We start from the raw sequence: 22,533 nt of genomic DNA on the forward strand, positions 1-22,533 counted from the left end.
TTTTCCATTCAGTTATTATTCCAAACGATTGCATACACCTCTTAATACCTACTATCATTTATCGTAAGTTGAATTTTCTGTAAAATAATGAGGAATTTGAATGATTTTCCCCATATATTGTTTGAAATCTAGTATAATAGGAAATAATTTATTACATGTTTTTTATAACAATTAAAAAGGAGGCCGTAATGAAGAACTTACGACTATTACTCATCGGAATCAGTGTATTGCTATTATCTTTTATTATTGCACCAACCGTTGATGCCCACTCTGGTAAAACATACGAGGTTGGAACATCGTCACTTAATGTCAGGAATGCACCATCAAATGATGCTAAGATTATGGGACAATTAATTCCTGGTGATCAAGTTGTTGTTTTTAAAGAACTATATGGATGGGCTCAAACGTATTATGGAGGTACGGAGGCATGGGTCGCATCACAATACTTATACCCATTAGAGGATGCAGAACAACCCACAACCACCTCAGCAAAAGAAAAGGTAACAGTAAACGCTGACGGGGTGCATGTACGCAGTGGTCCTAGTACGGACTATTCAATTATTGGTTATACAACAACAGGAGATACATACACAAAAATTGAAACATCCAATGATTGGCATAAGGTTATACTTCAGGATGGTTCAACAGGTTGGATTGCAGCCTGGCTAACAGACACATATACACCTGTAGCTTCCACCGAAAAGACACAAGCCCAACACGAACCTGAACAAAACGCTAATGGCTCACTTGATGGTTTGAATATAGTGCTTGACCCTGGTCACGGAGGTAAAGACCCTGGTGCAATAGGCTTCAATGGAGTCCTGGAGAAGGACCTAACATTATCAACAACTAAAATTGTTGCTTCCTATCTTCGGGATGCTGGTGCAACAGTTAAGGTAACCCGACTAAGTGACCAATACTTATCCTTAGAGGAACGCGTACAATTTAGTAGCTTATTTCAAACAAACGCATTTATTAGCCTACATTACAACGCCTATCCAATTATGACTGTAAATGGAATTGGCACATATTATTACGCTAACGGTCAAGGGCTTGCTTCATCTATTCAAAACGCAATTGGACAACAAGTTGCACTGAATGATCGGGGAATCCATTATGGAAACTATCATGTATTACGAGAAAACCGTGATCTGGCAGTGCTAGTTGAACTAGGATTTATTACTAACCCAAATGACTTGTTTACCATCCAAACAAGCGAATACCAAAATAATGTTGCTCAAGCAATTACAACTGGTGTTAAAAACTATTTTCTTAACTGAGAAAAGAGAAGCTGTCCAGCCAATTTGGTGTGGGACAGCTTCTTTATCTGTTATTTACTTTTCATTCTTATACAAAATGCAGTTTTGTTTTCGTGCCGCTTCTGTAATCGAGAGTACGGAAAGACTTAAATCTTTTAGTCTATTATATTCTTGATCATCATTTGTTTCTATAATTCTCATGAAGTTCTCAACCTCGAATATCATATCAAGATCCCAATCCACTGTCTCTAACGAAACTTTTTCTTTTGAAGCGATTTTGATTAATCGCAAATCCGTAATGGTTCCTGCATTATCAAACCGTAATGTGCCTTCTTCACCATGGATTTCACAAGAATTAAAGGAATTGGATATTTTTGAACAAATAATGGTACTAGTGAAGTCTTCATACGTTAAAACTAGCGTGCCATTTCCATCTACGCCACTTTCAAGCATGACTGGATGATACGATATTCCTTGAGGTTTTCCAAATAAAGTTACTGCTATGTACAGAGGATAGACTCCCAGATCAACTAATGCTCCACCAGAAAAGTCCGCCGAAAAGATATTAGGTGTTTCCCCTTGCAAATACTGATCATAACGAGATGAATATTTGGAGCGATGTAGCATCATACTGCGAACCTTGCCGATATCGGGTAATCCTTCTTTTAAGCGCTGAAAATTTGGTGAATGTATGTTACGCACCGCTTCAAATAGGTAGACGTTATTTTCTTCAGCAACTTTATATGCGTCACTTAACTCTTTCGTATTAGAAAAAATAGGTTTTTCACAAATAACATGCTTTTTATGCTTTAAAAACAAAATAGCTTGTTCAAAATGAAGTGAATTAGGTGATGCAATATACACACATTCAACCTCGTTGCTTTTTGCTAGTTGTTCCAAATCTGTATAAGCATTTTCTGCACCATGTATCTTTGCAAAATCCTTTGCCTTTTGTACTGAACGTGAATATACAGCAGTGAGTGTAAAACCTTTCGTTTCCTTTGCAGCCTCAATAAATGAGGCTGTAATCCTGCTCGTACCTATTGTAGCAAAGTTCACTTATCTCACTCCTTTACTTCAACTTACTAATTATAATGCATGGATCATTTCTTTCATCTTAGCAGCAGTTTCACTAGGATTTTCAGTCTTCGTAATTGCGCTACCAATAATTACTACGTCTGGTTTCTCCTCAACTATTTCAGATAATGATTGCAGATTGATGCCACCAGCAACTGCAACCTCAAATTCAAGGTCTTCTACCAATGAAAAAAGTTCGGTATTAAATGTACCTTCCTTTTGCTTATCCTTTCCAACGTGAAGGCTTACAAGGTCAACGCCCAATTCGTGTAGTTCTTTCATTCGCTTCTTACTAGTTACTTCCAATAAATCTACCATTACTCTTTTCTTATATTGTTTTGCTATTTTCATCGTATCTGTAATAGTTAAATCAGATGAAAAAGCCATAACCGTAGTAATGTCCGCCCCGGCTTCAAAGGCTTGTTTCGCTTCATGTCCACCAGCGTCACATGTTTTCATGTCCGTAACAATCGTTTTATTAGGAAATAACTTTCTTATTTCCCTGACAATCGACATCCCATATTCTTTAATAACACCTGTTCCCACTTCAATAATATCGATTTCCTTCTCTGTTTCTTTGACGATCTGCAGACATTCTTCCCTTGTTAAACGGTCTAAAGCAAGCTGTAATTTCATGTTTACATCCCCCTCGTCTATCTTTCTATTCTTTCTATCTCTCCTAGCTCCATTTGCACATCTTCTAAATATGGCAAGCCTTCATTATCACCTGATACACTAACCACCATTGATCCTATTTTATTAGCAAATTCAAGTGTTTTCTTCAATGGCCATTCATGTAAAATGCCATAAATAACACCAGCATCAAACCCATCGCCAGCACCAACGGTATCCACTACTTTTCTTGGTTTAATGGGAGGAACTTCAATTAATTTGTTATTAAAATAACCGACTGAACCCTTTTCACCTTGTTTAACAGCAATATAAGAAATCCCTAGTTCCTTTGATTTCTCTATTATTTCTTTCGGGTCACTTACTCCCAAAATAATATCCATTTCTTCGTCTCCAGCAAGTAAGATATCTACGTTTGGAAGAATAGTTGATAATGCTATTTTCGCTTCTTCTTTACTCCATAACTTCAACCGAATGTTCGGGTCAAATGAGATTTTTAGTCCATGCTTTTTCGCCAATGAAATTGCCTTTTCAATAATAGGTATGTTTTTCGGATCAATTGCTGGAAAAATCCCTGTTATATGCAAAATTTTAGCTTCTTCAAAATAAGTCTCATCCAAATCTCCTGGTGTCATCGTCAATGTAGGGGAATTTTCCCGATAGTAAAATGTTCGAACGCTACCATCTTCCATAATTTCTTTAAAGTTTAATGATGTTGGGTAACCATCCATCAATTTCACTTGAGAAATATCAATTCCTTCTCCACGAACAAAGTTTCGAATAAATTTGCCAAACTCATCATTCCCTAATCTGCTAATCCATCCAGATTTTAATCCTAGACGTGCACATCCAATTGCGAAGTTTAATTCAGCGCCGCCTATTCTCTTTTCAAATGCATTTACAAACCTCATTGGCCCCGTTGATACAGGGTTGAACGCTATCATTGCATCCCCAATTGTTATTACGTCCTTCACGATAATTCCCCCTTAGAATAATTTAGGCTCTTTTCGTACACATTGTTGCTTTTCATCTTCATAGTTGATATATACTACGACGTAACTGCTGGTTGATTTCCGCTGCGGACAGTTGCTTTCCGCGGGCACGGCTTCAGCCTCCTCGCGGAAGACCACCGCTGCGGGGTCTTCAGACTCGTGCTGTTCCCGCAGGAGTCAACTGTCCTCCGCTCCAATCAACTGCCATAATAGTGAAAGGAGCTATATGGTACTGCTTTCAGACACCATATTAGCGAAGGAAAAACACGGAGACTCCTGCGGGAAAGCGAAGTGTTGAGACCCCGCAGTGAGCGTTCTTTGCGATCGAGGAGGCTCAGCGCAAGCCCGCGGAAAGCGTAGTGCTTTTTCCGCAGCGGTTGCAGGACACAGAACATGATTTTTGGTTATGTCGCAGTCTATATCTATTCTCTTATAAAGCAACAATCTTTGGGAATACAGCCATAATTTATAATGTCTATTTCCTGATCTTTCCCAATAATAACTTTATCTGTCATCTCAATAAACAATCCCGTTTCTACTACTCCGACTAATAGCTTCAAATTTTCATGAAGCGTTTTGGGATCTGAAATACGCTCAAACCTACAATCAAGTATATGGTTTCCATTATCCGAAATAAAAACTTGATTATCTTTCACTCTAATTTCAGGTTTGCATCCTAATTGTGAAATTTTTTTTGCTGTAATTTCCCATCCAAAGGGGGTTACTTCTATTGGTAAAGGGTAACTCCCTAGTTCAGATACCATTTTTGATTCGTCTGCAATGATAATTAAATGATTAGCAAATGAATCAATTATTTTTTCTCTAACGAGTGATCCCCCTCCACCTTTAATAAGGTTTAACTGTCCATCAATTTCATCAGCACCATCAATTGCTATATCAATTTCATCTATTTCAGCGAGCGTTTTTAAAGAAATTCCAAATTCGTGTGCCCATCTCTCCGTTTTCCGGGAGGAAGGTACACCATGTACAACTAATCCTTTTTTTACTAGTTCACCTAATTTTTTCATCATCCAGTAAACCGTTGTTCCCGAACCTAATCCAACTGTCATTCCATCTTCAATAAATTGAACGGAATGTTCACCTGCAATCTTTTTTTGATTATCCACTTTCTTCCCACCTACCTATTTCTTTAAAACCAACAAATGGCCCCAATAGTTAACTGGAGCCACTTGTGTAATTGATTTTTTTATCTAGAATAATCCCGGGTTAATCATTTTTGGAATATAGAATGCTACATCCGGGAAAAAAGCAATAAAGAGTAACACTACAACAATAATAGCAATATATGGTAGTACCGCTACTAGAGAACGTTCAATGGATAGATCCCCTATCTTCGCCGCCAGTAATAAACACAACCCATATGGTGGTGTTATTAGACCAACCGCCAATGTGATTACTACTATTAATCCTAAATGAATTGGGTCAACACCAAACTGAATTGCTGTTGGTAAAATAACTGGAACGAATAGGATCATCGCTGGGATAGCGTCCATAAATGTTCCTATGAATAAGAAGAATCCAATAATAATTAGTATAAATACCCACTTAGCATCAATGTTACTAGCAAAGAATTCTTGTGCTAATGTTCCCAATCGATAGTAACTCATCAATTCACCTAAAGCACTTGCTGCTGCTAATGCAAAGAGGGATAACGAACTAAGTGCCAAGGTATCAACTAATATCTTAGGAATATCACTAAGCTTTAACGTTCTATAAAAGAACATACTTATTAGAAGTGTATATAAGGAAGCTACTGCTGCAGCTTCAGTTGCTGTGAAAAACCCAGAAATAATTCCACCAATAATAATAACAGGTGTAAACAATGCAGGAATCGTTTCAACTAGTAATTTGAGAAACTTACCAACGGCCACACGGTCATATCTTGGATATTTCTTTCTGATTGCCATGATATAGATGAAAACCATCATACTTAATCCAATCAATATTCCTGGTACAATTCCACCAAGGAAAAGTGCTCCTACTGATGCATTGGTTAATCCAGCAAAAATAATCATCGGAATACTTGGAGGAATGACAACTCCAATTGTTGAGGAGGCTGCTGTTACTGCAACGGCTGTTTCTTTGTCATATCCTTTTTCTTTCATACTAGGGATAAGAATCTTTCCTACTCCTGCTGTATCAGCTTGTGATGCCCCTGATACACCTGCAAACATCATCGATACTAAAATGTTTGCATGAGCTAATCCACCTCTAATTGGCCCTACTATTGCTAGAGATAGCTCTATTAATTTTACTGAAATCTTACCGGAGTTCATTAAGTTTGCTGCTAAAATGAATAATGGAACTGCTAACAAAACGAATGAATCTAATCCATTAAACATTTTCATTGGAACCGTAAGTTCAGGGATATACGGTATATCAAAAATACCTACAAGAGCTACAATACCAATAACGAAAGCAATGGGTATCCCTATTAGCATTAATACAATAAATAGACCTAACAATATGAATCCCATTACTCTTGCACCTCCTTACCCTGTAATAACTTTATATGGTTCAATAAATGGGAAAGCGAATAGATAACCATTGTAATACCCATGATAGGGACGGAAATCCAGACATACCCCATCTTCATTTCCGGTAACGCCACCCAATTATAATCCCAAAAGTTTTGAACAACTTTTATACCATAAAAGAAAATAGCAAAATTAAATAAAATGAGAATAAGATCATTGAAAATACCCAGGGATAGTCTAGCTTTGCGTTTTAACTTTTTTTCAAAGAAATCAAAATTAAAGTGTTCTCTTCTATTTACCATTACCGACGCACCCATGAAGACTGCCCAAATAAAGGAATAGTTCGCCACTTCTACAGTCCAAATTGCCGGAATTCCTAAATGCCGTGTTGCAATTTGTATCATAATAACGATAAAGAATATGGATAAAAATATAACACCTGCTGTCAATTGCACTTTTTCAAGTGCTTTAACGAAACGGTTCATTGTATAGCCTCCTAACGAAGCCTAAAGGAAAGGACACATAAAGTGTCCTTACTTTAGTTGTTATTTTGCATCTCTAATTTTTTGTAGCATATCTTCTACACCCATCTCTTTAGCTGCTTTATCTTGTAGTGGTATAGCTAATTCAATGAATGGTTCTCTGTCGATTTGGTTAACTTTTGCACCTTCGTCAATTGCTTTTTGTTTGTATTCTTCTTCTTGCTCATAAAGTGCTTTTCTTTCTGCTTTAACCGATGCCTCAGCGGCTTTTAAAATAGTTTCCTTTTGCTTATCAGTATAATTATCAAACTTTTTACCGTTTACTAATAAGAATCTAGTTGTGTAATCATGACCAGTTTCTGTAATATACTTACCATTAGCTGTTGTATGGTGGTTTTGCTGTACAAAGTATGGATAAGCATTTTCTGCTGAATCTACTACATCCTGCTCTAGTGCCTGGTATAATTCACCCCATGCCACATCAGTTGGAATAGCGCCCGTTTGTTTCCAATAATCAGCAACAACACCAGATGTTTGTGTACGAATTGTCATACCATCTAAATCAGACATTTTATTTATTGGTTTTTTACCATAATAATGTCTTACTCCTGCAGTCCAATAACCGATAAGTTTAAAATCATTGTTTGACTTTTCATTAATGATTTTTGCCATTTTATCTCCAACTTCGCCATCTACTACTTTTTCCCAATGGTCATAACTCTCAAATAGATATGGAAAGGCAAATAAATTAACCTCTTCTATACCTGTTTGGGTCATGAAACCTGGAGAAACAAGTACAACATCAGCAGCACCTAATTTAAGTTTTTCAACTAGCTCTGACTCCTCGGTTCCAAGAGTTCCAGCGTGTACTTCTACTTCAATTTTGCCATTTGATTCTTTTTCAGCTACTTCTTTAAATTTTAATAATCCATCTTGATAAGGATTCTTTGGTGATGTCTGGTTATGAGCTGCAATTATTTTTATTTTGTCGCCACCTTCACCTGAACCCTTATCATCGCCGCATCCCGCAAGTACTGCGAAAGCTAATAGTATTAATACAAATGGAATTAACTTAAACTTTTTCATGTTAAATCTCTCCTTGGTTTTTATTTAGATAAAAACTAATGCTTTAATTCATCTAATTTATTTACAAACTGTGATGCTGTTTCAGTCAATCGTTGATAATCTTCTGCTGTTTGGAGCTTGTCAGCATTTACTAGATTACTACCAACACCTACTGCAACACCCCCTAGATTGAAATAATCATTCATGTTTTGCAGTGTAATGCCTCCCGTTACCATTAAAGGAATATGCGGTAGTGGCCCATGGATACTTTTTATATACTTGGGACCAAATACATCTGCCGGAAAAACCTTTATCATTCCTGCTCCGTGCTCATAGGCAGTTAGAATTTCTGTTGGCGTCAAAGCACCAGAAATAGTTAATATCCCGTATCGGTTCGAAAATTTTATAGTCTCTGTATTCAGTGTTGGGGATACAATAAACGCTGCCCCCGCCATGATGACCGCTCTAGCTGTTTCTGCATCCAATACGGTGCCTGCACCTACTAAAACTTTATCGGCAAATTCGTTAACCACCATTTCAATCAGAGTCGTAACTTTCGGTGTTTCAGCAGTTATTTCAATTGTTTTGACTCCACCTTTATACAAAGAATCTACTATTGGGATAATGTTTTGTTCATTAGCCTTTCGGATTACTGGAACAATAGGATTTTCTCTGATTCTATCAATAACAACCATCGTCTCATCCTCTCTCTCTTTTATTCTAAATTTGCATGTAGTTTATTTAGTTGTGCATTACTTTGTTCATCCCTTTTATTTTGTAAAAGGTGAACCATTAATGCGTCTAAAACTAAATGTGCTGACTGATCGAACTGACTTCCAAGTGGTTGTATCGTTTTAGGCTCATGCGCTTCACGTTTTTTCGTTGCTGCAGGAATGAATAGGGTACAATCACTAAGTTGACCGATTTTGGAATCTCTATTTGTAGTTACAAGAGCCAATTTAGCACCAACTTCTTTTGCTTTCTGTGCGAATTGTGCTAAAGAACCTGTACTACCTGATCCAGAAATTACGATTAATAAATCATCGCTTTCTATACTTGGCGTGATGGTTTCTCCTACCACAAAAACCTGATACCCACTTTGCATTAAGCGCATAGCAAATACTTTTCCAATTAAGCCTGAACGACCAGTTCCAGATATAAAAATTCGGTTTGCATTCTGAAGTTCATTTCCTAACTGGATGACTTCATTTTCATCAATTTGTTTTAAGACATTTGTGATTTCATCTGCAACGGTATGAATGATTGTTTTCAAAATCTTCATCCCCTTTCGTGTTAATTATTAGCGCTTTTATTTGTAAAATTTGTTAACTAGCAAGATGAACGTTTTATTAATACAGGTTCAAAGCGATAGATTTCCTCTGTATCCTCTGTATTAGTCTTTTTAATTTTATTTAAAAGTAATTGCGCAGCTTTATTCCCCATCTCAAATGTTGGTTGAGCTATCGTCGTTAAAGAGGGATTATAAAAACTTGCAAATGAAACATCATCAATTCCGATCAAGGCAACATCTTCTGGTATTTTGATAGCATTTTCTTTGGCATATTTTAAAATCTCTATTAAAGCTAAATCATTCATAGCAAGAATCGCTTCAGGCGGTTTTGGTAACTCCAGCATTTCTTTTAATCCTTCTTGTATGTGGTGAATATCTAAACTTTTAATATACTCAGGAACAATAGGTAGATTATGTTTTTGCAGCGCTTGTTTGTATCCACTTATGCGTTCCAACCTTGGTGTTATTTTTTCAACTGTCGAAGGAGTAATAATTCCAATTCGCTTGTACCCCTGTGATATAAATTCTTCTACTGCAATTGATGCTGCATTTTCGTTGTGCAACATGATTGAACTTACCGGTACTTCTGGAATTCTTCGGTCCATAAATACGATTGGATAATTTTCCTCAACCATCCGTTTGTACAATTCAACATTATCCCCAGTTGGGAAGACGATGATGCCATCCACTTGTTTCGCTCGAAGCATCTCAATATACTTCTTTTCCTTAATTGGCTCGTCATCTGCATTACACACAATAATATGAAAACCTAGTTCATTACACACATCTTCTATCGATCGAATTACTTGTGTTGAAAATTCATGTAAAATATTCGCCACAATTACACCAATGGTAGTGGTAGATTTTTGTTTCAAACTTCTTGCTACTATATTTGGTCGGTAACCTAATTCTTCAATAGCTAATTCTATTTTCTTTTTCGTTTTGACAGCCATATAGTCATATCGTTTGTTCAAATATTGGGAGACTGTGCTTTTTGATACCTCTGCATATTCAGCCACATCTGCAATCGTAACCGTTTTCATTTAATTTTCTCCTATGTCATATTTAATACTGTTTTTTATCACTAAACCGGTTTAGTAAACCGATTTAGTAAAGTATAAAATAAATGAAAGCGTTTTACAACAGTTTTTTGTAATTAATTTATTTATTTTAGAATTGTCTTTTTATTCCAGTGATCTTTTATAAGAATAATATTAAGAAAAAGAGACTAAACTCAAATGAGTTAGCCTCTTCTCCATCAATATTTATTCACAAATTACCCCAACACAGCCCGATCGCTCTCAAACTGGGCTCCGCGTATTCGCTGGAATTCGTGCAATAGTTTTTCAATCGTTAGCTGCTGTTTTTCTTTACCAGCTACATCAAAAATAATTTGACCTTTATCCATCATAATTAACCTATTTCCCAAGTCTAAAGCCTGTTGCATATTATGCGTAACCATCAACGTGGTAAGTTCAAATTTTTCCACCACATCATGCGTAAGCTTCGTAATTAGCTCTGCACGTGCTGGGTCTAATGCTGCAGTATGCTCATCCAACAACAGTATTTTTGGTTCGGTAAAAGTGGCCATTAATAACGAAAGTGCTTGGCGTTCTCCCCCCGAAAGTAAACCTACTTTTGCTGAAAGACGATCTTCCAATCCCAAATTCAATGTTACTAAGTATTCCTTGAACAACTTTTTTCGTTTTGCCGTCACTCCAGGTCTTAGTATTCTTTTTTTGTCACGTGTATAGGCCATCGCCAGGTTTTCCTCAATTGTCATTGATGGTGATGTCCCTGACATTGGATCCTGGAACACACGACCAATGAATGCTGAGCGCTTATATTCGGGCAAATGGACGACTTGCTTATCATTGATATATACATCCCCAATATCAGGACTTAAATTCCCGGAAATGACATTCATTAAGGTAGACTTTCCTGCCCCGTTACTTCCGATAACAGTGACAAAATCCCCCTTTTCTAGTTCCAGATTGATAGATTGCAATGCTTTCTTTTCGTCAGGGGTGTCTTCATTAAACGTAATCGCAATATCCTGTAATCGAAGCATGTTACACCTCCATCTTAAGCTGGGCTCGTTTTTGCATACGCCGCTTTTTTTCTTTACGAGCAGACAGTATTTTTGGTGCCACTAGAGCTGCAATTACCAGTAAAGCAGTAATTAGCTTCATATCACCCGTTTCTAGAAATTCAACACGAAGCGCTAGGGTTACTACAATCCGATAGACGATTGCCCCACCGATGACAGCAATTGTTGTTCTGGCAATCGTTTTCGTACCAAACAAAGCCTCTCCAATTATTACAGATGCAAGTCCGATAATAATCATTCCAATTCCCATTCCGACGTCCGCGAATCCTCCATGTTGAGCAATTAATGCCCCGGAAAACGCAACAAGCGCATTTGAAATCCCGACACCTACAATAATGAGGGAGTCAGTATTAGCTGACAGACTTCTAATCATCTTTTTATTGTCACCTGTCGCACGAAGCGCCAGACCAACATCAGTCTTTAGGTAATAGTCTGTTAACAATTTGATAACGAATGTTATTACTATCATCAAGATAACTATTGACCAAGTACCAGGTAATTGTTCTATACCAAGCATTGCTAATAATCCATTTAAAAATGTATCGATACCAGTCGCTGCCCAAATAGATTCCAGTTGTTTAAAGATTGTTGATTCACGTAATAACGATAGTGTGGGTTGGCCCATGATCCGCAAATTAATAGAATATAGGGCAATCATCATTATTATTCCTGACAGTAGCGCATTAATTTTCCCTTTTGTATGGAGCACACCTGTTACACAACCAGCTAGAAATCCTGCAAATGCTGCTAGGATCGTTGCTAAGATTGGTGGTACCCCATTAATCATTGAAATGGATGCTACTGCCGCACCAGTAACAAAACTCCCATCCACGGTTAAGTCTGGAAAATCCAAGACGCGAAAGGTTAAGTAAACTCCTAAAGCCATGATTGCGTATATTACGCCTGATTCTACAGCACCAAATAATGATATAAGCATGATATCCTCCTGTTCGCGTCTAGTTAAGTATTAATCTATTCTTGCTCTACAAGTTTTGCTTTTTCATCCCACTCCGTGTTCCATTCAACACCTTGTTTTTCTGAAGCCTGTTTATTAATAAATAATTGAATTTCTGCTGGATACTCAACAGGGATGTCTTTCGTTGTTTTCTCTCCTGTTAAAATCGCTGCAGCCATTTCTCCAGATCGATATCCAATTTTGTGGTAGTCAATTCCGAAAGTGGCAAATCCACCCTTTTTCAATGAATCTGGTTCGCCAACTATAAGTGGAATATCCTGCTCATTCGCTACACCTATAACACTATCCAATGCGGAAACTACCGTATTATCCGTTATGATATAGAAAACATCTGCTTCACCAACGAGTGTAGTAGCCGCTTGCTTCACTTGTGCGGAACTAGCTACTGTACGTTCGGAAAGGCTTAAGCTTGTGCCCTCAACAGCTGCTTTTACATCTTTAATTTGGCTTATAGAGTTTTGCTCCCCCGAATTATAGATCAATCCGACATTAGCACCTTCGAAATTCGCATCGATAAATTCAACCGTTTTTTGAATGGCATCGGGATGAAGATCGAGTACACCCGTAACATTCTCACCAGGTTCATCCATCGACTTAACCAATCCGGCTCCTACTGCATCTGTAACAGATGTAAAAATGATAGGAATCTCGCTTGTCGCTTGTACTGCTCCAAGTGCACTTGGTGTGGAATTGGCAAAAATCAGGTCTACATTATCTGCAACAAAGTTATTAGCAATTGGGGCTACATTATTCTGATCCCCTTGTGCGCTTTGTAAGTCATATTCTACATTTAATCCGGCGTCTTTCAATGCTGCTTGAAACCCTTTGTAGGCTTCATCAAGTGATGGATGTTCAACAATTTGAGTTGCCCCAACTTTATATGTCTTTCCTTCACCGTCCCCACTTGCTTCTGAAGATTCATCCGAACTACAAGCTACTAAAACCATCATACTAATCATTGCTATTGCTATTAATAGTAGACCCTTTTTCATTACATTTCCCCCCAAATAGATATTATAATTTTTAGAATATTTTCTAACATTATATCAGAACCTGCCGTTGAGTCAAGTCTTATTTGGGCCTTTAGACATACCGGATAACACGTTAAAACTATTTCCGAATGTCCCATTTAGGCTTAATTGATGGTGTATAGAAACTGTTTCTTTTCCCTCTACCTTCCATTAGCTTTTCACAAATTTGATTGGCCGCTTCCATCGTCGTTATCTGATTAAGCTCAGCCTCTTGATATACCTTGAGAATTACGTTATAAATCTCTCTTGTTTTCATCAGTACTCTTTCTTTATTTGCCCCATAAAGCTCATCAGCAACTTGAATTAGCCCCCCTGAGTTAATAATATAATCAGGGGCATACAGAATTCCCTTTTCTGCTAGCTGGATACCATGTTCTTCTGTTGCCAATTGATTGTTTGCAGATCCGGCAATTGCTTTCACTTTAAATTGAGAAATCGTATCATCATTCACGATGCCGCCAAACGCACATGGAACAAAAACATCCGCTTCTTGAGAATAAATGTCATTATTACTTACTACTTTGACAGATCCCGACATTGTTTTCGCTCTTTCCTGAATCGCTTGAATGCTTTTTTCATTAATATCAGTCACATAAAGGTCTGCACCTTCATCAAGCAGTCCTTCCGCCACTTTAAAACCAACTTTACCAAGTCCTTGAATCGCATATGTGACACCTTGTAGATTGTCTTTGCCAAAGAGTATTTGATTTGTTGCTTTAATACCGCCTAACACCCCTGTGGCTGTTGGAATTGAAGAATCCCCACTGCCTCCATATGCTTCTGGAACCCCTACAATGTTATTGGTTTCTTTTTTGGCATAAACGAAATCATCCATGGTAGTCCCCATATCTGTACCTGTATAAAAACGACCACCCAGTGATTCAACAAACTGACCAAAAGCACGGAAAAGCTCTGGTGACTTATCTGTGAGAGGATCACCAATGATAACGGCTTTTCCTCCACCAAAATCTACATCTGCCGCAGCACATTTATAACTCATTCCTTTTGATAAACGAAGTACATCATTAAGTGCCGCATCAAGACTCCGATAAGGCTGCATTCTACAACCGCCGAGTGCTGGCCCAAGAGTTGTGTTATGGATAGCAATAATGGCCCTTAGCCCAGTGGCTTTGTCATTGCAGAATACTACTTGCTCATGTTCAGACATTTTATCCAGAAAAACAAAATCCTCATTTATGCTTGATTCTGTTACGAAGCTCATCCAAGACCCCCAATATTGACGAAATAGTTATAAACACATTTAATAGGTTTGTTTTGATGATAGTTTCTGGCTGATTAAATCTTTTGGCAAAATCACCTGTTTGACCTCGCCTTTTCCTATTAAGCCATGTTCATTGAATGCCTCAACTTTTGTAAGAACTTGCTGATTATTTTTGTTTTCAATCAGGGTTGCTGTTAATTTCACTTTTGAATGTAGAGGGGACGGATCAATGTGCTTTAATTGAACGGCAGCCCCCATCCCCTCCTCATGTTCCTCTAAGAATGGAAGAATGATTTTTCTTGAGACCCATTCCATGTGGTATACCATTGCAACCGTAGAATAAACAGGATGTACCACATTTCCTTCAAAGCTTGCAAACATATCTTCTGTGACTTCTATCTCGATTGTTTCGGTTCTGCCTATTTCCATTCCTGATTTCATCTAATCACCCCAAATCGTTAAGCTCATTTATACATTCTCCTCTTGAATGGCATCTAATAGATTAGCTGAATGGTTCATTTGCTCTTTTGCCTCTTTAACCATTCCTTCGAGCAATTCCTTGACAGTAGGTATGTGTCTGATTAATCCTGCCACTTGCCCACTATTGATGAAACCATTCTCCATATCACCTTTAAGCGCACCTAAAACGTGCAGCTTTTCTGACGTTAACTCGCCATATTGCTCGACTGTCATTCCCTCTTTTTCAAAATTAAATAGCTTTGTAGCATAAGGGTTTTTCAAAATTCGCCTGACCCGTCCAACCGGTCGGCCGATAATCATTGTTCCGGTGTCTTCAGCTTCGATAAGCCGCCTCTTATAGTCCTCATGAAACGGTGCTTCTTTCGTCGCAATGAAACGAGTACCTATCTGGACACCACTCGCACCAAGCATGAAAGAAGCTGCTAATCCTTTTCCATCTCCTATTCCACCAGCTGCTAATACAGGAACCTTTACATGCTGTACGATTTGTGGAATTAATGTAAAGGTAGTAAGTTCAAGATGTGAGTTAATCCCCGCTGCTTCAAACCCTTCCGCCACAAGAATGTCAGCACCGGCTTCTTCGGCCTTTTTAGCATGTTTGACAGATGCAACAAGCGCGATGACTTTAATGTTATGTTCGTGAAAAAGCGGAATGTAAGATGACGGATTTCCTGCAGAAAGGGTGACCGCATCTACATTATGTTTAATCACTAACGCTATTAATTCATTAACATGTGGTGTCACACTAATTGCAATGTTTACGGCAAATGGTTTGTCTGTATTCTGTTTAGTTTCAAGGATTATTTTTTCTACTTCATCCGGTGACATGGTGCCGCAACCGATTGTTCCAAGCCCCCCCGCTTCTGAAACAGCAGTCGCTAGTTGTGAATTGCTAATATTCCCCATTCCACCTTGGATGATTGGATAGCTAATATTAAGTAGTTTGCAAACTGGATTCATGATTCCTCCCCCTCAAATCATATGCCCATTTATTTCCCTTTAAATTCTGGGCTTCTTTTCTCGTTGAAAGCATGCAACGCTTCCATACGATCTTCTGTCGGAATGATTACTTCATATGCTTTTGATTCGATCGCAAGTCCTGTATGTAAATCTGTATTCATTCCTTGAGTAATCGCATGTTTCGCTTGTTTAATAGCAATCGGACCATTTTTCATCATAGCAGTAGCTAGTTGTTCGCAAGTAGCAAGTAACTTTCCGGTTTCCACCACTTGTAAAACTATACCAAGATCAAGCGCTTCTTCGGCCGTGAATTTTTTAGCGGTAAAAATTAACTCTTTCGCTTTCATTTCACCGACTAATCTTGGCAGACGTTGCGTACCACCGGCCCCTGGAATGATTGCCCAACTTGTTTCAGTCAGACCCATTTTCACTCCTTCAATGGCGATTGAAAAGTCACAGGCGATCATCAATTCAAATCCACCGCCAAACGCATAGCCATTTACCGCAGCAATTGTTGGCTGCGGTAATTCCGCAATACTGGTAAATACATCCCGAATTGCTTTAACATTACGCCTGACTTCTGTTTCAGATAGATTTTTTCTCTCTTTTAAATCAGCTCCGGCACTAAAAGCTTTCTCCCCAGCACCTGTAAAAATTACTACTTTCATCTCTGCGTCAAGATGAATAGCATCCGTCACCTGCTGAAGCTGGTGAAGTGTTTCATAATTGAAACAGTTCAATGCTTCCTCTCGATTGATTGTAACGTATGCAATATTATTTTCCTTTTTGAATAAAACAGTCTCCATCGATTTTTACCCCTTTTAATGCTCTTCCGTTACATTTTCTACAATAGTTGCGATGCCCTGACCGACACCGATGCACATCGTTGCAAGACCATATTTTGTTTGCTGCCTCTTCATTTCATAAATTAGCGTTGTTAAAATACGAGCACCACTTGCACCTAGTGGGTGACCGAACGCTATTGCACCACCATTCACATTAACCTTTTGTTGATCAAATTCCATCTGACGAATACATGCAAGCGACTGAGACGCAAATGCTTCATTTAATTCTATTAATCCTACGTCACTTACCTTTAAACTGGCACGTTCAAGTGCTTTTTGCGATGCGTAAATTGGACCAAGACCCATCACTTCCGGTTCCAATCCAGCGGTGGCTCCAATTTTATATTTCACTAGTGGTTTGAGGTTCAGTTCCTTTGCCTTTTCTGCACTCATTACTAGTAAAGCAGATGCTCCATCGTTCACGCCTGAAGCATTTCCTGCTGTAATTGTTCCACCTTCAAAAATCGGCTTTAATTTCCCTAGTTTTTCTTGCGTTGATTCTGGACGTGGGTGCTCATCTTTTTCTACTATTACTTCATTGCCTTTACGATCCGTATAAACGACTGGAACAATTTCATCTGTGAATTTATTTTCCTCCATTGCTCTTTTAGCACGCTGCTGACTTTCAAAAGCAAACTGATCCTGTTCTGCACGAGTTATCTCATAACGCTGTGCCACATTTTCAGCTGTCTGTGGCATCGTATCCGATCCATACATTTTTTCCAGCTTCTTGTTTGTAAAACGCCAACCTATCGTCGTATCGAAAAGTTCCATATTGCCACGTGGGAACTCTTTTTCCGGTTTGGCCATCACGAATGGTGCGCGTGACATGCTTTCCGTGCCACCTGCAATATAGATATCCCCTTCTCCAATCGCGATTGCACGTGCCGCGTACATTACGGCATCCAAACCTGACCCACATAGACGATTAATCGTTGTTCCCCCTACCGTGACAGGTAACCCCGCTAGCAATGCCGACATTCTGGCCACGTTACGGTTGTCTTCGCCAGCCTGATTGGCGTTACCCAAAACGACATCTTCAATTTGTTCAACCGGAAGTTCAGAATTTCTGTCAACAAGCGCTTTAATGACAGTTGCTCCTAAATCATCGGGGCGAACATCTTTTAACGCACCTTTATACCTACCAAAAGGGGTACGGACAGCATCTACAATAACTACTTCTCTCATTATTTAATCAACTCGCCTTTGCTCGTATAGTCGTAAACTCCTTTTCCTGACTTTCGTCCAAGTCGGCCTGCCTTGACGTATTGTTCAAGAAGAGGAGCGGGTCGGAACTTTTCCCCAAGTGTTTCATGCAGATATTTTAAATTATTTAGACGCGCATCCAGTCCAACTAAGTCACCAAGTTCAAATGGACCCATCGGATAATTTAAGCCTAATCGAATCGCTTTATCTATATCTTCCGCTGTCGCCACGCCTTCTTGCAGCATGTGAAAAGCTTCATTTCCAACCATTGCACTAATTCGGCTTGTGACAAACCCAGGAAACTCATTCACGTCAACAGTTTCCTTACCCATCTTCTCAGCAGATTCGCGAATGATTTTTACCGTTTGCTCGCTCGTTTCCAGTCCTTTTACAATTTCCACGAGAGGCATTAAATGAACAGGATTGAAAAAGTGCATCACCGCTACTTTCTCAGGGCGTTTTGTAAAGGAAGCTATTTCTGTTGGGCTAATGGTCGACGTATTTGAGGCAAAAATTGTGTGGTCTGGTGCATGCTCTTCTGCCATTTCCATTACGCTTTTCTTTAGCTCCCGTTTTTCTGGAACTGCTTCAATTAAGAGATCGGCCGATTCTATTGTGGTTTCAAAATGTAACGAAGTATGTAGATTGTCTAATAGATTTTGCGCCTGTATATCTGTCAGCTTCCCTCTTTTAATTCCTTTTTGAGTTGTCTGTTTCGCGTGTTCATATGCTTCCTGTAACTGCTTTTCAGATATATCAACCAATGTCGTATGGAAACCAGCAAGGGCCGAGACATACGCAATGCCCCGCCCCATTACACCAGCTCCCATGACAGTAACGTTTTGAATTGCCATGGTCAGCCTTCCCTTCCTTTAAAAATTTACATCCTACTCCGGGGACTCGAGACATAGGCATTAGACTCTTGAGCACGAAAGACCATGTGCTCTACGGTCTCTTGTCTATGCTTTTCGTCGCTGGGCGAGTCCACTCCGCTTTTATAATTAAACTCCAAATGGATTGATTGGTTTTGGCCCGTAATAGGAAAGAACACTTTTATCTTCCATATATAGATCAAGGGTTTCGACACAAAGTTCTCGACCGAATCCGGATTGTTTATATCCTCCAAATGGTGTCCCAGGAAATGCCGAAAATGGACTATTGACCATTACGATTCCAGCTTCAATTTTGTGAGCAACACGTGTTGCTCGTGCTTGGTTAGTTGTCCAGATTGATGAACCTAATCCATATCTCGTATCGTTTGCACGCTTGACAACATCTTTTTCATCGCTAAACTTTTCTACTACAACTACTGGACCAAATATTTCTTCTTTAACAGCTTTCATGTCTGGTGTTACATCGGTTATAACGGTCGGTTCATACCAATGTCCGTTTTCAAAACCTTCAATTGTTGCCTTTTTACCGCCTGTAGCAATCGTTGCACCAGCTTCTCTAGCAGATTGAACATATGCATCGATTACTTCCACCTGATCATTGCTAATAATGGAGCCAAGGTGTGTTCCTTTATTAAAAGGGTCTCCTGATTGCAATTTCTCTGTTTTAGCAATAAATTTTTCCATAAACTCATCGTAAATCGATTCATGAACAAACATTCTCGACCTAGCTTCACATGACTGTCCGGTATTAAAGAAAATACCGAACAAAGAACCTGGTATAGCCGCTTCTAAATCAGCATCTTCAAAGACGATATTTGGTGACTTCCCACCTAACTCAAGTGTAAGGCGCTTTATTGTTTGTGAGGACTTTGCCATAATATCTTTTCCTGTTGATGTTGAACCTGTAAAAGCAACCTTATTGATATCATCATGTTCTACCAGATAATCTCCTACGACACTGCCTGAACCAGGAATTGTATTGACTACCCCTTCTGGTACACCTGCTTCATGGCATATTTCGTTAAGAATAATGGCTGTAATTGGCGTTAGACTAGCCGGTTTGATGATAACCGAACAACCAGTAGCTATCGCAGGTGCTATCTTCCACGCTGCCATCATCATTGGATAGTTCCAAGGTATAATTTGTGCACAAACACCAACTGGTTCTTTGTTTGTATAGTTAAAAAATCCATAAGGCATATTATTGACAGTCCCACGATGGCCAACAATTGCGCCAGCGTAGAATTCAAAGTCCTCTATCGACTGGTTAATTTGGATCTGTGCAGCACTCGCTGCTTTTCCACTATTTAAAACTTCCATTTCAACAAGCTCATTAAATCGCTCGCGCATAATTGCTGCAATTTTATTTAACACACGTGAACGTTTGCCAACTGGATACTTCCGCCATTTCCCATGATCAAATGCATTCCTTGCTGCTTGTACTGCCATTTCTGCATCTTCTTTATTTGCTTTAGCAACGGTTGCCAGTACCTCTCCTTTTGCTGGATTATACGTTTCAAACACTTCACTTGAACTGCTTTCTACGCGTTCCCCATTAATAATCATCGCATAGTGATCACGTTTCATTGGTCTAACCTCTGTTACTGCTTCTTTTGCTACTGTACGTTCCATTTCTCGTCACTCCTTCTATTAATTTCCGACAAAGTTCGGTTTGCGTTTTTCTTTAAAAGCCTGTAATCCCTCTTGATGATCATTAGACTTGCCAGCAATACGTTGTGCCTGTGCTTCCTTTTCCATCATTTCTTCATAAGGGAGATGCATGCCGTCCATCATATAACGTTTGATTAATGAGAATGATTGAGTTGGCAATGCTGCTAGAGATTCAGCAAATGCTGCCACCTTTTCTTCCCAATCCGTGGATTCAATCACCTCTGTTGCAAGTCCCAATTGATGTGCCTCAGACCCTGTAATTGGTTTACCAAGTACAGACACTTCAAGTGCTTTCGCATAGCCGATAAGGCGTGGCAGAACATATAGGAAGCCCGAATCAGGTATCAATCCTATGTTCATAAAAGCACTAACAAATTTACTTTCTGGTTTCACCAACCTAAAATCGGCTGCTAATGCAAGGCTCATTCCCGCACCCGCTGCAATACCGTTAACTGCTGCTATGATTGGCTTAGGCGTTTGTTTGATTGCCTTCATCATCGGATGGTAACGGGTACGAAGAAAATTTCCGTGATCGGTATCCTCATCTACTCCGGCCAAATCCTCACCAGCGCAGAATGCCTTTCCTTCTCCTTTAATGACAATACATCTTACCGCTTCATCTTTACTCGCTAGTTTTAGCGCATGAATAATTTCTTTGTTCATTTCCCTTGTAAAAGCGTTAAACGATGACGGTCGGTTTAAAACAATTGACGCAACAGCATTATTTTTTTCATAGATAATAGTTTGGTAGTCTTTTCCCATTTCTCACACTCCCCTGAAAGATGGTCTACGTTTTTCTATGAAAGCTTCCATTCCCTCTTTTTGATCTTCAGAAGCAAAAGCTAAGTAAAAGTTCTTCCGTTCCAATTTCAACCCCTCAATTAAAGACAAATCACCCGCTGCATCCACCGCCTCTTTGATAAGACGCATAGATATTGGTGCCTGCTTCGCCAGTTGGCTTGCTAGCTTCATAGACTCTTCCTCCACCAACTCAGCCGCAACGACTCGATTAATGACACCATATTGCAATGCTTCCCCAGCACTCATTGGTTGACCTAACCAAATCCATTCCAACGCTTTTGCCCGCCCCATTGCTTTTGCTAAAAACTGTGTACCACCTGCCCCAGGCATTATCCCAAGTGTTACCTCAGGAAAACCGAATTTGGCATTTTCGGCTGCCACAATCAGATCACAATGAAGGGCCAGTTCAAAGCCACCCCCTAAAGCAAATCCTTTTACCGCTGCAATAGTAGGCTTTTTAATTAATGTCATGCGATCCCATACTGCGAATGGATTTGCAAGCTCTAAAGTTAAGGCAGTTTCTTCCACCATTTCATCAATATCAGCACCAGCTGCGAACGCCTTTTCATTACCTTTTAACAAAATAACTCGTATCGAATCATCACGGTCAAACTCTTCCATTTGGTTTACAATTTCATCAACCATCTTTCGGTTCAAAGCGTTGGCTACTTCAGGACGATATAGTTGAATAATCCCTACTGTATCCTCTCTAGCAACTTTTATATGTGCCTCAGTCATTCAGTTCTTCACCAATCATTAAGGTTACAATGTCGCCCGCAAACTTCATCACGTCTTTTCCAGAAGCCTTTCCTTCATCTGTTTTCATAGCCTTTTGCAAAGACTCATGGTCATCATAAAACATTTCACATAACAAATAGTATTCACTTTTCCCCATTGGAGAGCCTACAATTTTTGTTACTTTCATTTCTCTTAGACCAGGTATTTCTTTTGTAATTGGAGTATGTTTATTAAAATAATGCTCGTCAAAAGCTTCCTTATCTTCCGGTTGTTTGTATAAAGCGATTAGTTTGACCATAATTTAAA

General features: G+C 39.0%; 24 protein-coding genes. 1 reads left to right on the plus strand and 23 read right to left on the minus strand.

Features of this window, described 5'->3' with window-relative positions:
* Positions 1 to 188 precede the first annotated feature (188 nt).
* Positions 189 to 1,280, plus strand: a complete 1,092-nt coding sequence (locus LG329_RS08965; RefSeq protein ID WP_404456173.1) for an N-acetylmuramoyl-L-alanine amidase — start codon at positions 189 to 191, stop codon at positions 1,278 to 1,280.
* A gap of 54 nt (positions 1,281 to 1,334) precedes the next feature.
* Here LG329_RS08965 and LG329_RS08970 read toward each other — a convergent pair whose 3' ends face one another.
* The 23 genes from LG329_RS08970 to LG329_RS09080 all read right to left on the minus strand — a co-directional run bounded on the left by LG329_RS08970 (position 1,335) and on the right by LG329_RS09080 (position 22,525).
* The gene (locus tag LG329_RS08970) at positions 1,335 to 2,318 is read right to left on the minus strand and encodes a Gfo/Idh/MocA family protein (RefSeq protein ID WP_404456176.1); all 984 of its coding nucleotides are present in this window, start codon (positions 2,316 to 2,318) and stop codon (positions 1,335 to 1,337) included.
* Positions 2,319 to 2,348: 30 nt separating this feature from the next.
* Positions 2,349 to 2,972, minus strand: a complete 624-nt coding sequence (gene hxlA, locus LG329_RS08975) for a 3-hexulose-6-phosphate synthase (protein ID WP_404456179.1) — start codon at positions 2,970 to 2,972, stop codon at positions 2,349 to 2,351.
* Positions 2,973 to 2,989: 17 nt separating this feature from the next.
* The gene (locus tag LG329_RS08980; protein ID WP_404456182.1) at positions 2,990 to 3,940 is read right to left on the minus strand and encodes a sugar kinase; all 951 of its coding nucleotides are present in this window, start codon (positions 3,938 to 3,940) and stop codon (positions 2,990 to 2,992) included.
* Positions 3,941 to 4,380: 440 nt separating this feature from the next.
* The gene (gene rpiA, locus LG329_RS08985) at positions 4,381 to 5,085 is read right to left on the minus strand and encodes a ribose-5-phosphate isomerase RpiA (protein WP_404456185.1); all 705 of its coding nucleotides are present in this window, start codon (positions 5,083 to 5,085) and stop codon (positions 4,381 to 4,383) included.
* Between the two features lie 84 nt (positions 5,086 to 5,169).
* Complete coding sequence (locus LG329_RS08990) at positions 5,170 to 6,456, minus strand: TRAP transporter large permease (RefSeq protein ID WP_404456188.1); 1,287 nt, start codon at positions 6,454 to 6,456, stop codon at positions 5,170 to 5,172.
* Positions 6,456 to 6,941, minus strand: coding sequence for a TRAP transporter small permease (locus LG329_RS08995; RefSeq protein ID WP_404456191.1), 486 nt, complete (start codon positions 6,939 to 6,941; stop codon positions 6,456 to 6,458). The genes LG329_RS08990 and LG329_RS08995 overlap by 1 nt, the downstream gene beginning before the upstream one ends.
* 60 nt (positions 6,942 to 7,001) lie before the next feature.
* Complete coding sequence (locus tag LG329_RS09000) at positions 7,002 to 8,024, minus strand: TRAP transporter substrate-binding protein (protein WP_404456194.1); 1,023 nt, start codon at positions 8,022 to 8,024, stop codon at positions 7,002 to 7,004.
* A gap of 35 nt (positions 8,025 to 8,059) precedes the next feature.
* Complete coding sequence (locus LG329_RS09005) at positions 8,060 to 8,698, minus strand: bifunctional 4-hydroxy-2-oxoglutarate aldolase/2-dehydro-3-deoxy-phosphogluconate aldolase (RefSeq protein WP_404456196.1); 639 nt, start codon at positions 8,696 to 8,698, stop codon at positions 8,060 to 8,062.
* A gap of 20 nt (positions 8,699 to 8,718) precedes the next feature.
* Positions 8,719 to 9,285 carry a 6-phospho-3-hexuloisomerase gene (gene hxlB / locus LG329_RS09010; protein WP_404456199.1) on the minus strand — a complete coding sequence of 189 codons (567 nt, stop codon included), beginning with the start codon at positions 9,283 to 9,285 and terminating at the stop codon, positions 8,719 to 8,721.
* Positions 9,286 to 9,332: 47 nt separating this feature from the next.
* Positions 9,333 to 10,337 (minus strand): LacI family DNA-binding transcriptional regulator, encoded by a 1,005-nt coding sequence (locus LG329_RS09015; RefSeq protein WP_404456202.1) that lies wholly within the window; start codon positions 10,335 to 10,337, stop codon positions 9,333 to 9,335.
* A 233-nt stretch (positions 10,338 to 10,570) separates the two neighbouring features.
* Positions 10,571 to 11,365 carry an ABC transporter ATP-binding protein gene (locus LG329_RS09020; RefSeq protein WP_404456204.1) on the minus strand — a complete coding sequence of 265 codons (795 nt, stop codon included), beginning with the start codon at positions 11,363 to 11,365 and terminating at the stop codon, positions 10,571 to 10,573.
* A 1-nt stretch (position 11,366) separates the two neighbouring features.
* A complete protein-coding gene (locus LG329_RS09025; protein WP_404456207.1) occupies positions 11,367 to 12,341 on the minus strand; it encodes an ABC transporter permease in 975 nt (324 codons plus the stop codon).
* A 35-nt stretch (positions 12,342 to 12,376) separates the two neighbouring features.
* Complete coding sequence (locus LG329_RS09030) at positions 12,377 to 13,372, minus strand: ABC transporter substrate-binding protein (protein ID WP_404456210.1); 996 nt, start codon at positions 13,370 to 13,372, stop codon at positions 12,377 to 12,379.
* Positions 13,373 to 13,490: 118 nt separating this feature from the next.
* Positions 13,491 to 14,633 (minus strand): Leu/Phe/Val dehydrogenase, encoded by a 1,143-nt coding sequence (locus LG329_RS09035; RefSeq protein ID WP_404456212.1) that lies wholly within the window; start codon positions 14,631 to 14,633, stop codon positions 13,491 to 13,493.
* Between the two features lie 39 nt (positions 14,634 to 14,672).
* Positions 14,673 to 15,074 carry a thioesterase family protein gene (locus LG329_RS09040; protein ID WP_404456215.1) on the minus strand — a complete coding sequence of 134 codons (402 nt, stop codon included), beginning with the start codon at positions 15,072 to 15,074 and terminating at the stop codon, positions 14,673 to 14,675.
* 27 nt (positions 15,075 to 15,101) lie between these two features.
* Positions 15,102 to 16,073 (minus strand): NAD(P)H-dependent flavin oxidoreductase, encoded by a 972-nt coding sequence (locus LG329_RS09045; protein ID WP_404456217.1) that lies wholly within the window; start codon positions 16,071 to 16,073, stop codon positions 15,102 to 15,104.
* A 29-nt stretch (positions 16,074 to 16,102) separates the two neighbouring features.
* Positions 16,103 to 16,879, minus strand: coding sequence for an enoyl-CoA hydratase-related protein (locus tag LG329_RS09050; RefSeq protein WP_404456220.1), 777 nt, complete (start codon positions 16,877 to 16,879; stop codon positions 16,103 to 16,105).
* A 15-nt stretch (positions 16,880 to 16,894) separates the two neighbouring features.
* Entirely contained in the window at positions 16,895 to 18,106 is a 1,212-nt protein-coding gene (locus tag LG329_RS09055) for a thiolase family protein (RefSeq protein WP_404456223.1), read from the minus strand.
* Complete coding sequence (locus LG329_RS09060; protein WP_404456226.1) at positions 18,106 to 18,978, minus strand: 3-hydroxyacyl-CoA dehydrogenase; 873 nt, start codon at positions 18,976 to 18,978, stop codon at positions 18,106 to 18,108. The genes LG329_RS09055 and LG329_RS09060 overlap by 1 nt, the downstream gene beginning before the upstream one ends.
* Positions 18,979 to 19,125: 147 nt before the next feature.
* Entirely contained in the window at positions 19,126 to 20,649 is a 1,524-nt protein-coding gene (locus LG329_RS09065) for an aldehyde dehydrogenase family protein (RefSeq protein WP_404456229.1), read from the minus strand.
* 18 nt (positions 20,650 to 20,667) lie between these two features.
* The gene (locus LG329_RS09070; RefSeq protein WP_404456232.1) at positions 20,668 to 21,450 is read right to left on the minus strand and encodes an enoyl-CoA hydratase/isomerase family protein; all 783 of its coding nucleotides are present in this window, start codon (positions 21,448 to 21,450) and stop codon (positions 20,668 to 20,670) included.
* 3 nt (positions 21,451 to 21,453) lie between these two features.
* The gene (locus LG329_RS09075) at positions 21,454 to 22,227 is read right to left on the minus strand and encodes an enoyl-CoA hydratase-related protein (RefSeq protein WP_404456235.1); all 774 of its coding nucleotides are present in this window, start codon (positions 22,225 to 22,227) and stop codon (positions 21,454 to 21,456) included.
* Complete coding sequence (locus tag LG329_RS09080) at positions 22,220 to 22,525, minus strand: EthD family reductase (protein ID WP_404456238.1); 306 nt, start codon at positions 22,523 to 22,525, stop codon at positions 22,220 to 22,222. Before LG329_RS09080 ends, LG329_RS09075 begins: the two co-directional genes overlap by 8 nt.
* Between the last annotated feature and the right edge of the window lie 8 nt (positions 22,526 to 22,533).

It is taken from the genome of Virgibacillus necropolis, from assembly GCF_044793635.1.
Taxonomy (GTDB): domain Bacteria; phylum Bacillota; class Bacilli; order Bacillales; family Amphibacillaceae; genus Virgibacillus_F; species Virgibacillus_F necropolis_A.

What these genes read in the sequence shown, in the direction of transcription:
- LG329_RS08965 (WP_404456173.1), top strand. Translation starts at nt 189, where the DNA reads ATGAAGAACTTACGACTATTACTCATCGGAATCAGTGTATTGCTATTA.
- hxlA (WP_404456179.1), bottom strand. Translation starts at nt 2,972, where the DNA reads ATGAAATTACAGCTTGCTTTAGACCGTTTAACAAGGGAAGAATGTCTG.
- LG329_RS08990 (WP_404456188.1), bottom strand. Translation starts at nt 6,456, where the DNA reads ATGGGATTCATATTGTTAGGTCTATTTATTGTATTAATGCTAATAGGG.
- LG329_RS08995 (WP_404456191.1), bottom strand. Translation starts at nt 6,941, where the DNA reads ATGAACCGTTTCGTTAAAGCACTTGAAAAAGTGCAATTGACAGCAGGT.
- LG329_RS09000 (WP_404456194.1), bottom strand. Translation starts at nt 8,024, where the DNA reads ATGAAAAAGTTTAAGTTAATTCCATTTGTATTAATACTATTAGCTTTC.
- LG329_RS09005 (WP_404456196.1), bottom strand. Translation starts at nt 8,698, where the DNA reads ATGGTTGTTATTGATAGAATCAGAGAAAATCCTATTGTTCCAGTAATC.
- hxlB (WP_404456199.1), bottom strand. Translation starts at nt 9,285, where the DNA reads ATGAAGATTTTGAAAACAATCATTCATACCGTTGCAGATGAAATCACA.
- LG329_RS09015 (WP_404456202.1), bottom strand. Translation starts at nt 10,337, where the DNA reads ATGAAAACGGTTACGATTGCAGATGTGGCTGAATATGCAGAGGTATCA.
- LG329_RS09020 (WP_404456204.1), bottom strand. Translation starts at nt 11,365, where the DNA reads ATGCTTCGATTACAGGATATTGCGATTACGTTTAATGAAGACACCCCT.
- LG329_RS09025 (WP_404456207.1), bottom strand. Translation starts at nt 12,341, where the DNA reads ATGCTTATATCATTATTTGGTGCTGTAGAATCAGGCGTAATATACGCA.
- LG329_RS09030 (WP_404456210.1), bottom strand. Translation starts at nt 13,372, where the DNA reads ATGAAAAAGGGTCTACTATTAATAGCAATAGCAATGATTAGTATGATG.
- LG329_RS09035 (WP_404456212.1), bottom strand. Translation starts at nt 14,633, where the DNA reads ATGAGCTTCGTAACAGAATCAAGCATAAATGAGGATTTTGTTTTTCTG.
- LG329_RS09040 (WP_404456215.1), bottom strand. Translation starts at nt 15,074, where the DNA reads ATGAAATCAGGAATGGAAATAGGCAGAACCGAAACAATCGAGATAGAA.
- LG329_RS09045 (WP_404456217.1), bottom strand. Translation starts at nt 16,073, where the DNA reads ATGAATCCAGTTTGCAAACTACTTAATATTAGCTATCCAATCATCCAA.
- LG329_RS09050 (WP_404456220.1), bottom strand. Translation starts at nt 16,879, where the DNA reads ATGGAGACTGTTTTATTCAAAAAGGAAAATAATATTGCATACGTTACA.
- LG329_RS09055 (WP_404456223.1), bottom strand. Translation starts at nt 18,106, where the DNA reads ATGAGAGAAGTAGTTATTGTAGATGCTGTCCGTACCCCTTTTGGTAGG.
- LG329_RS09060 (WP_404456226.1), bottom strand. Translation starts at nt 18,978, where the DNA reads ATGGCAATTCAAAACGTTACTGTCATGGGAGCTGGTGTAATGGGGCGG.
- LG329_RS09065 (WP_404456229.1), bottom strand. Translation starts at nt 20,649, where the DNA reads ATGGAACGTACAGTAGCAAAAGAAGCAGTAACAGAGGTTAGACCAATG.
- LG329_RS09070 (WP_404456232.1), bottom strand. Translation starts at nt 21,450, where the DNA reads ATGGGAAAAGACTACCAAACTATTATCTATGAAAAAAATAATGCTGTT.
- LG329_RS09075 (WP_404456235.1), bottom strand. Translation starts at nt 22,227, where the DNA reads ATGACTGAGGCACATATAAAAGTTGCTAGAGAGGATACAGTAGGGATT.
- LG329_RS09080 (WP_404456238.1), bottom strand. Translation starts at nt 22,525, where the DNA reads ATGGTCAAACTAATCGCTTTATACAAACAACCGGAAGATAAGGAAGCT.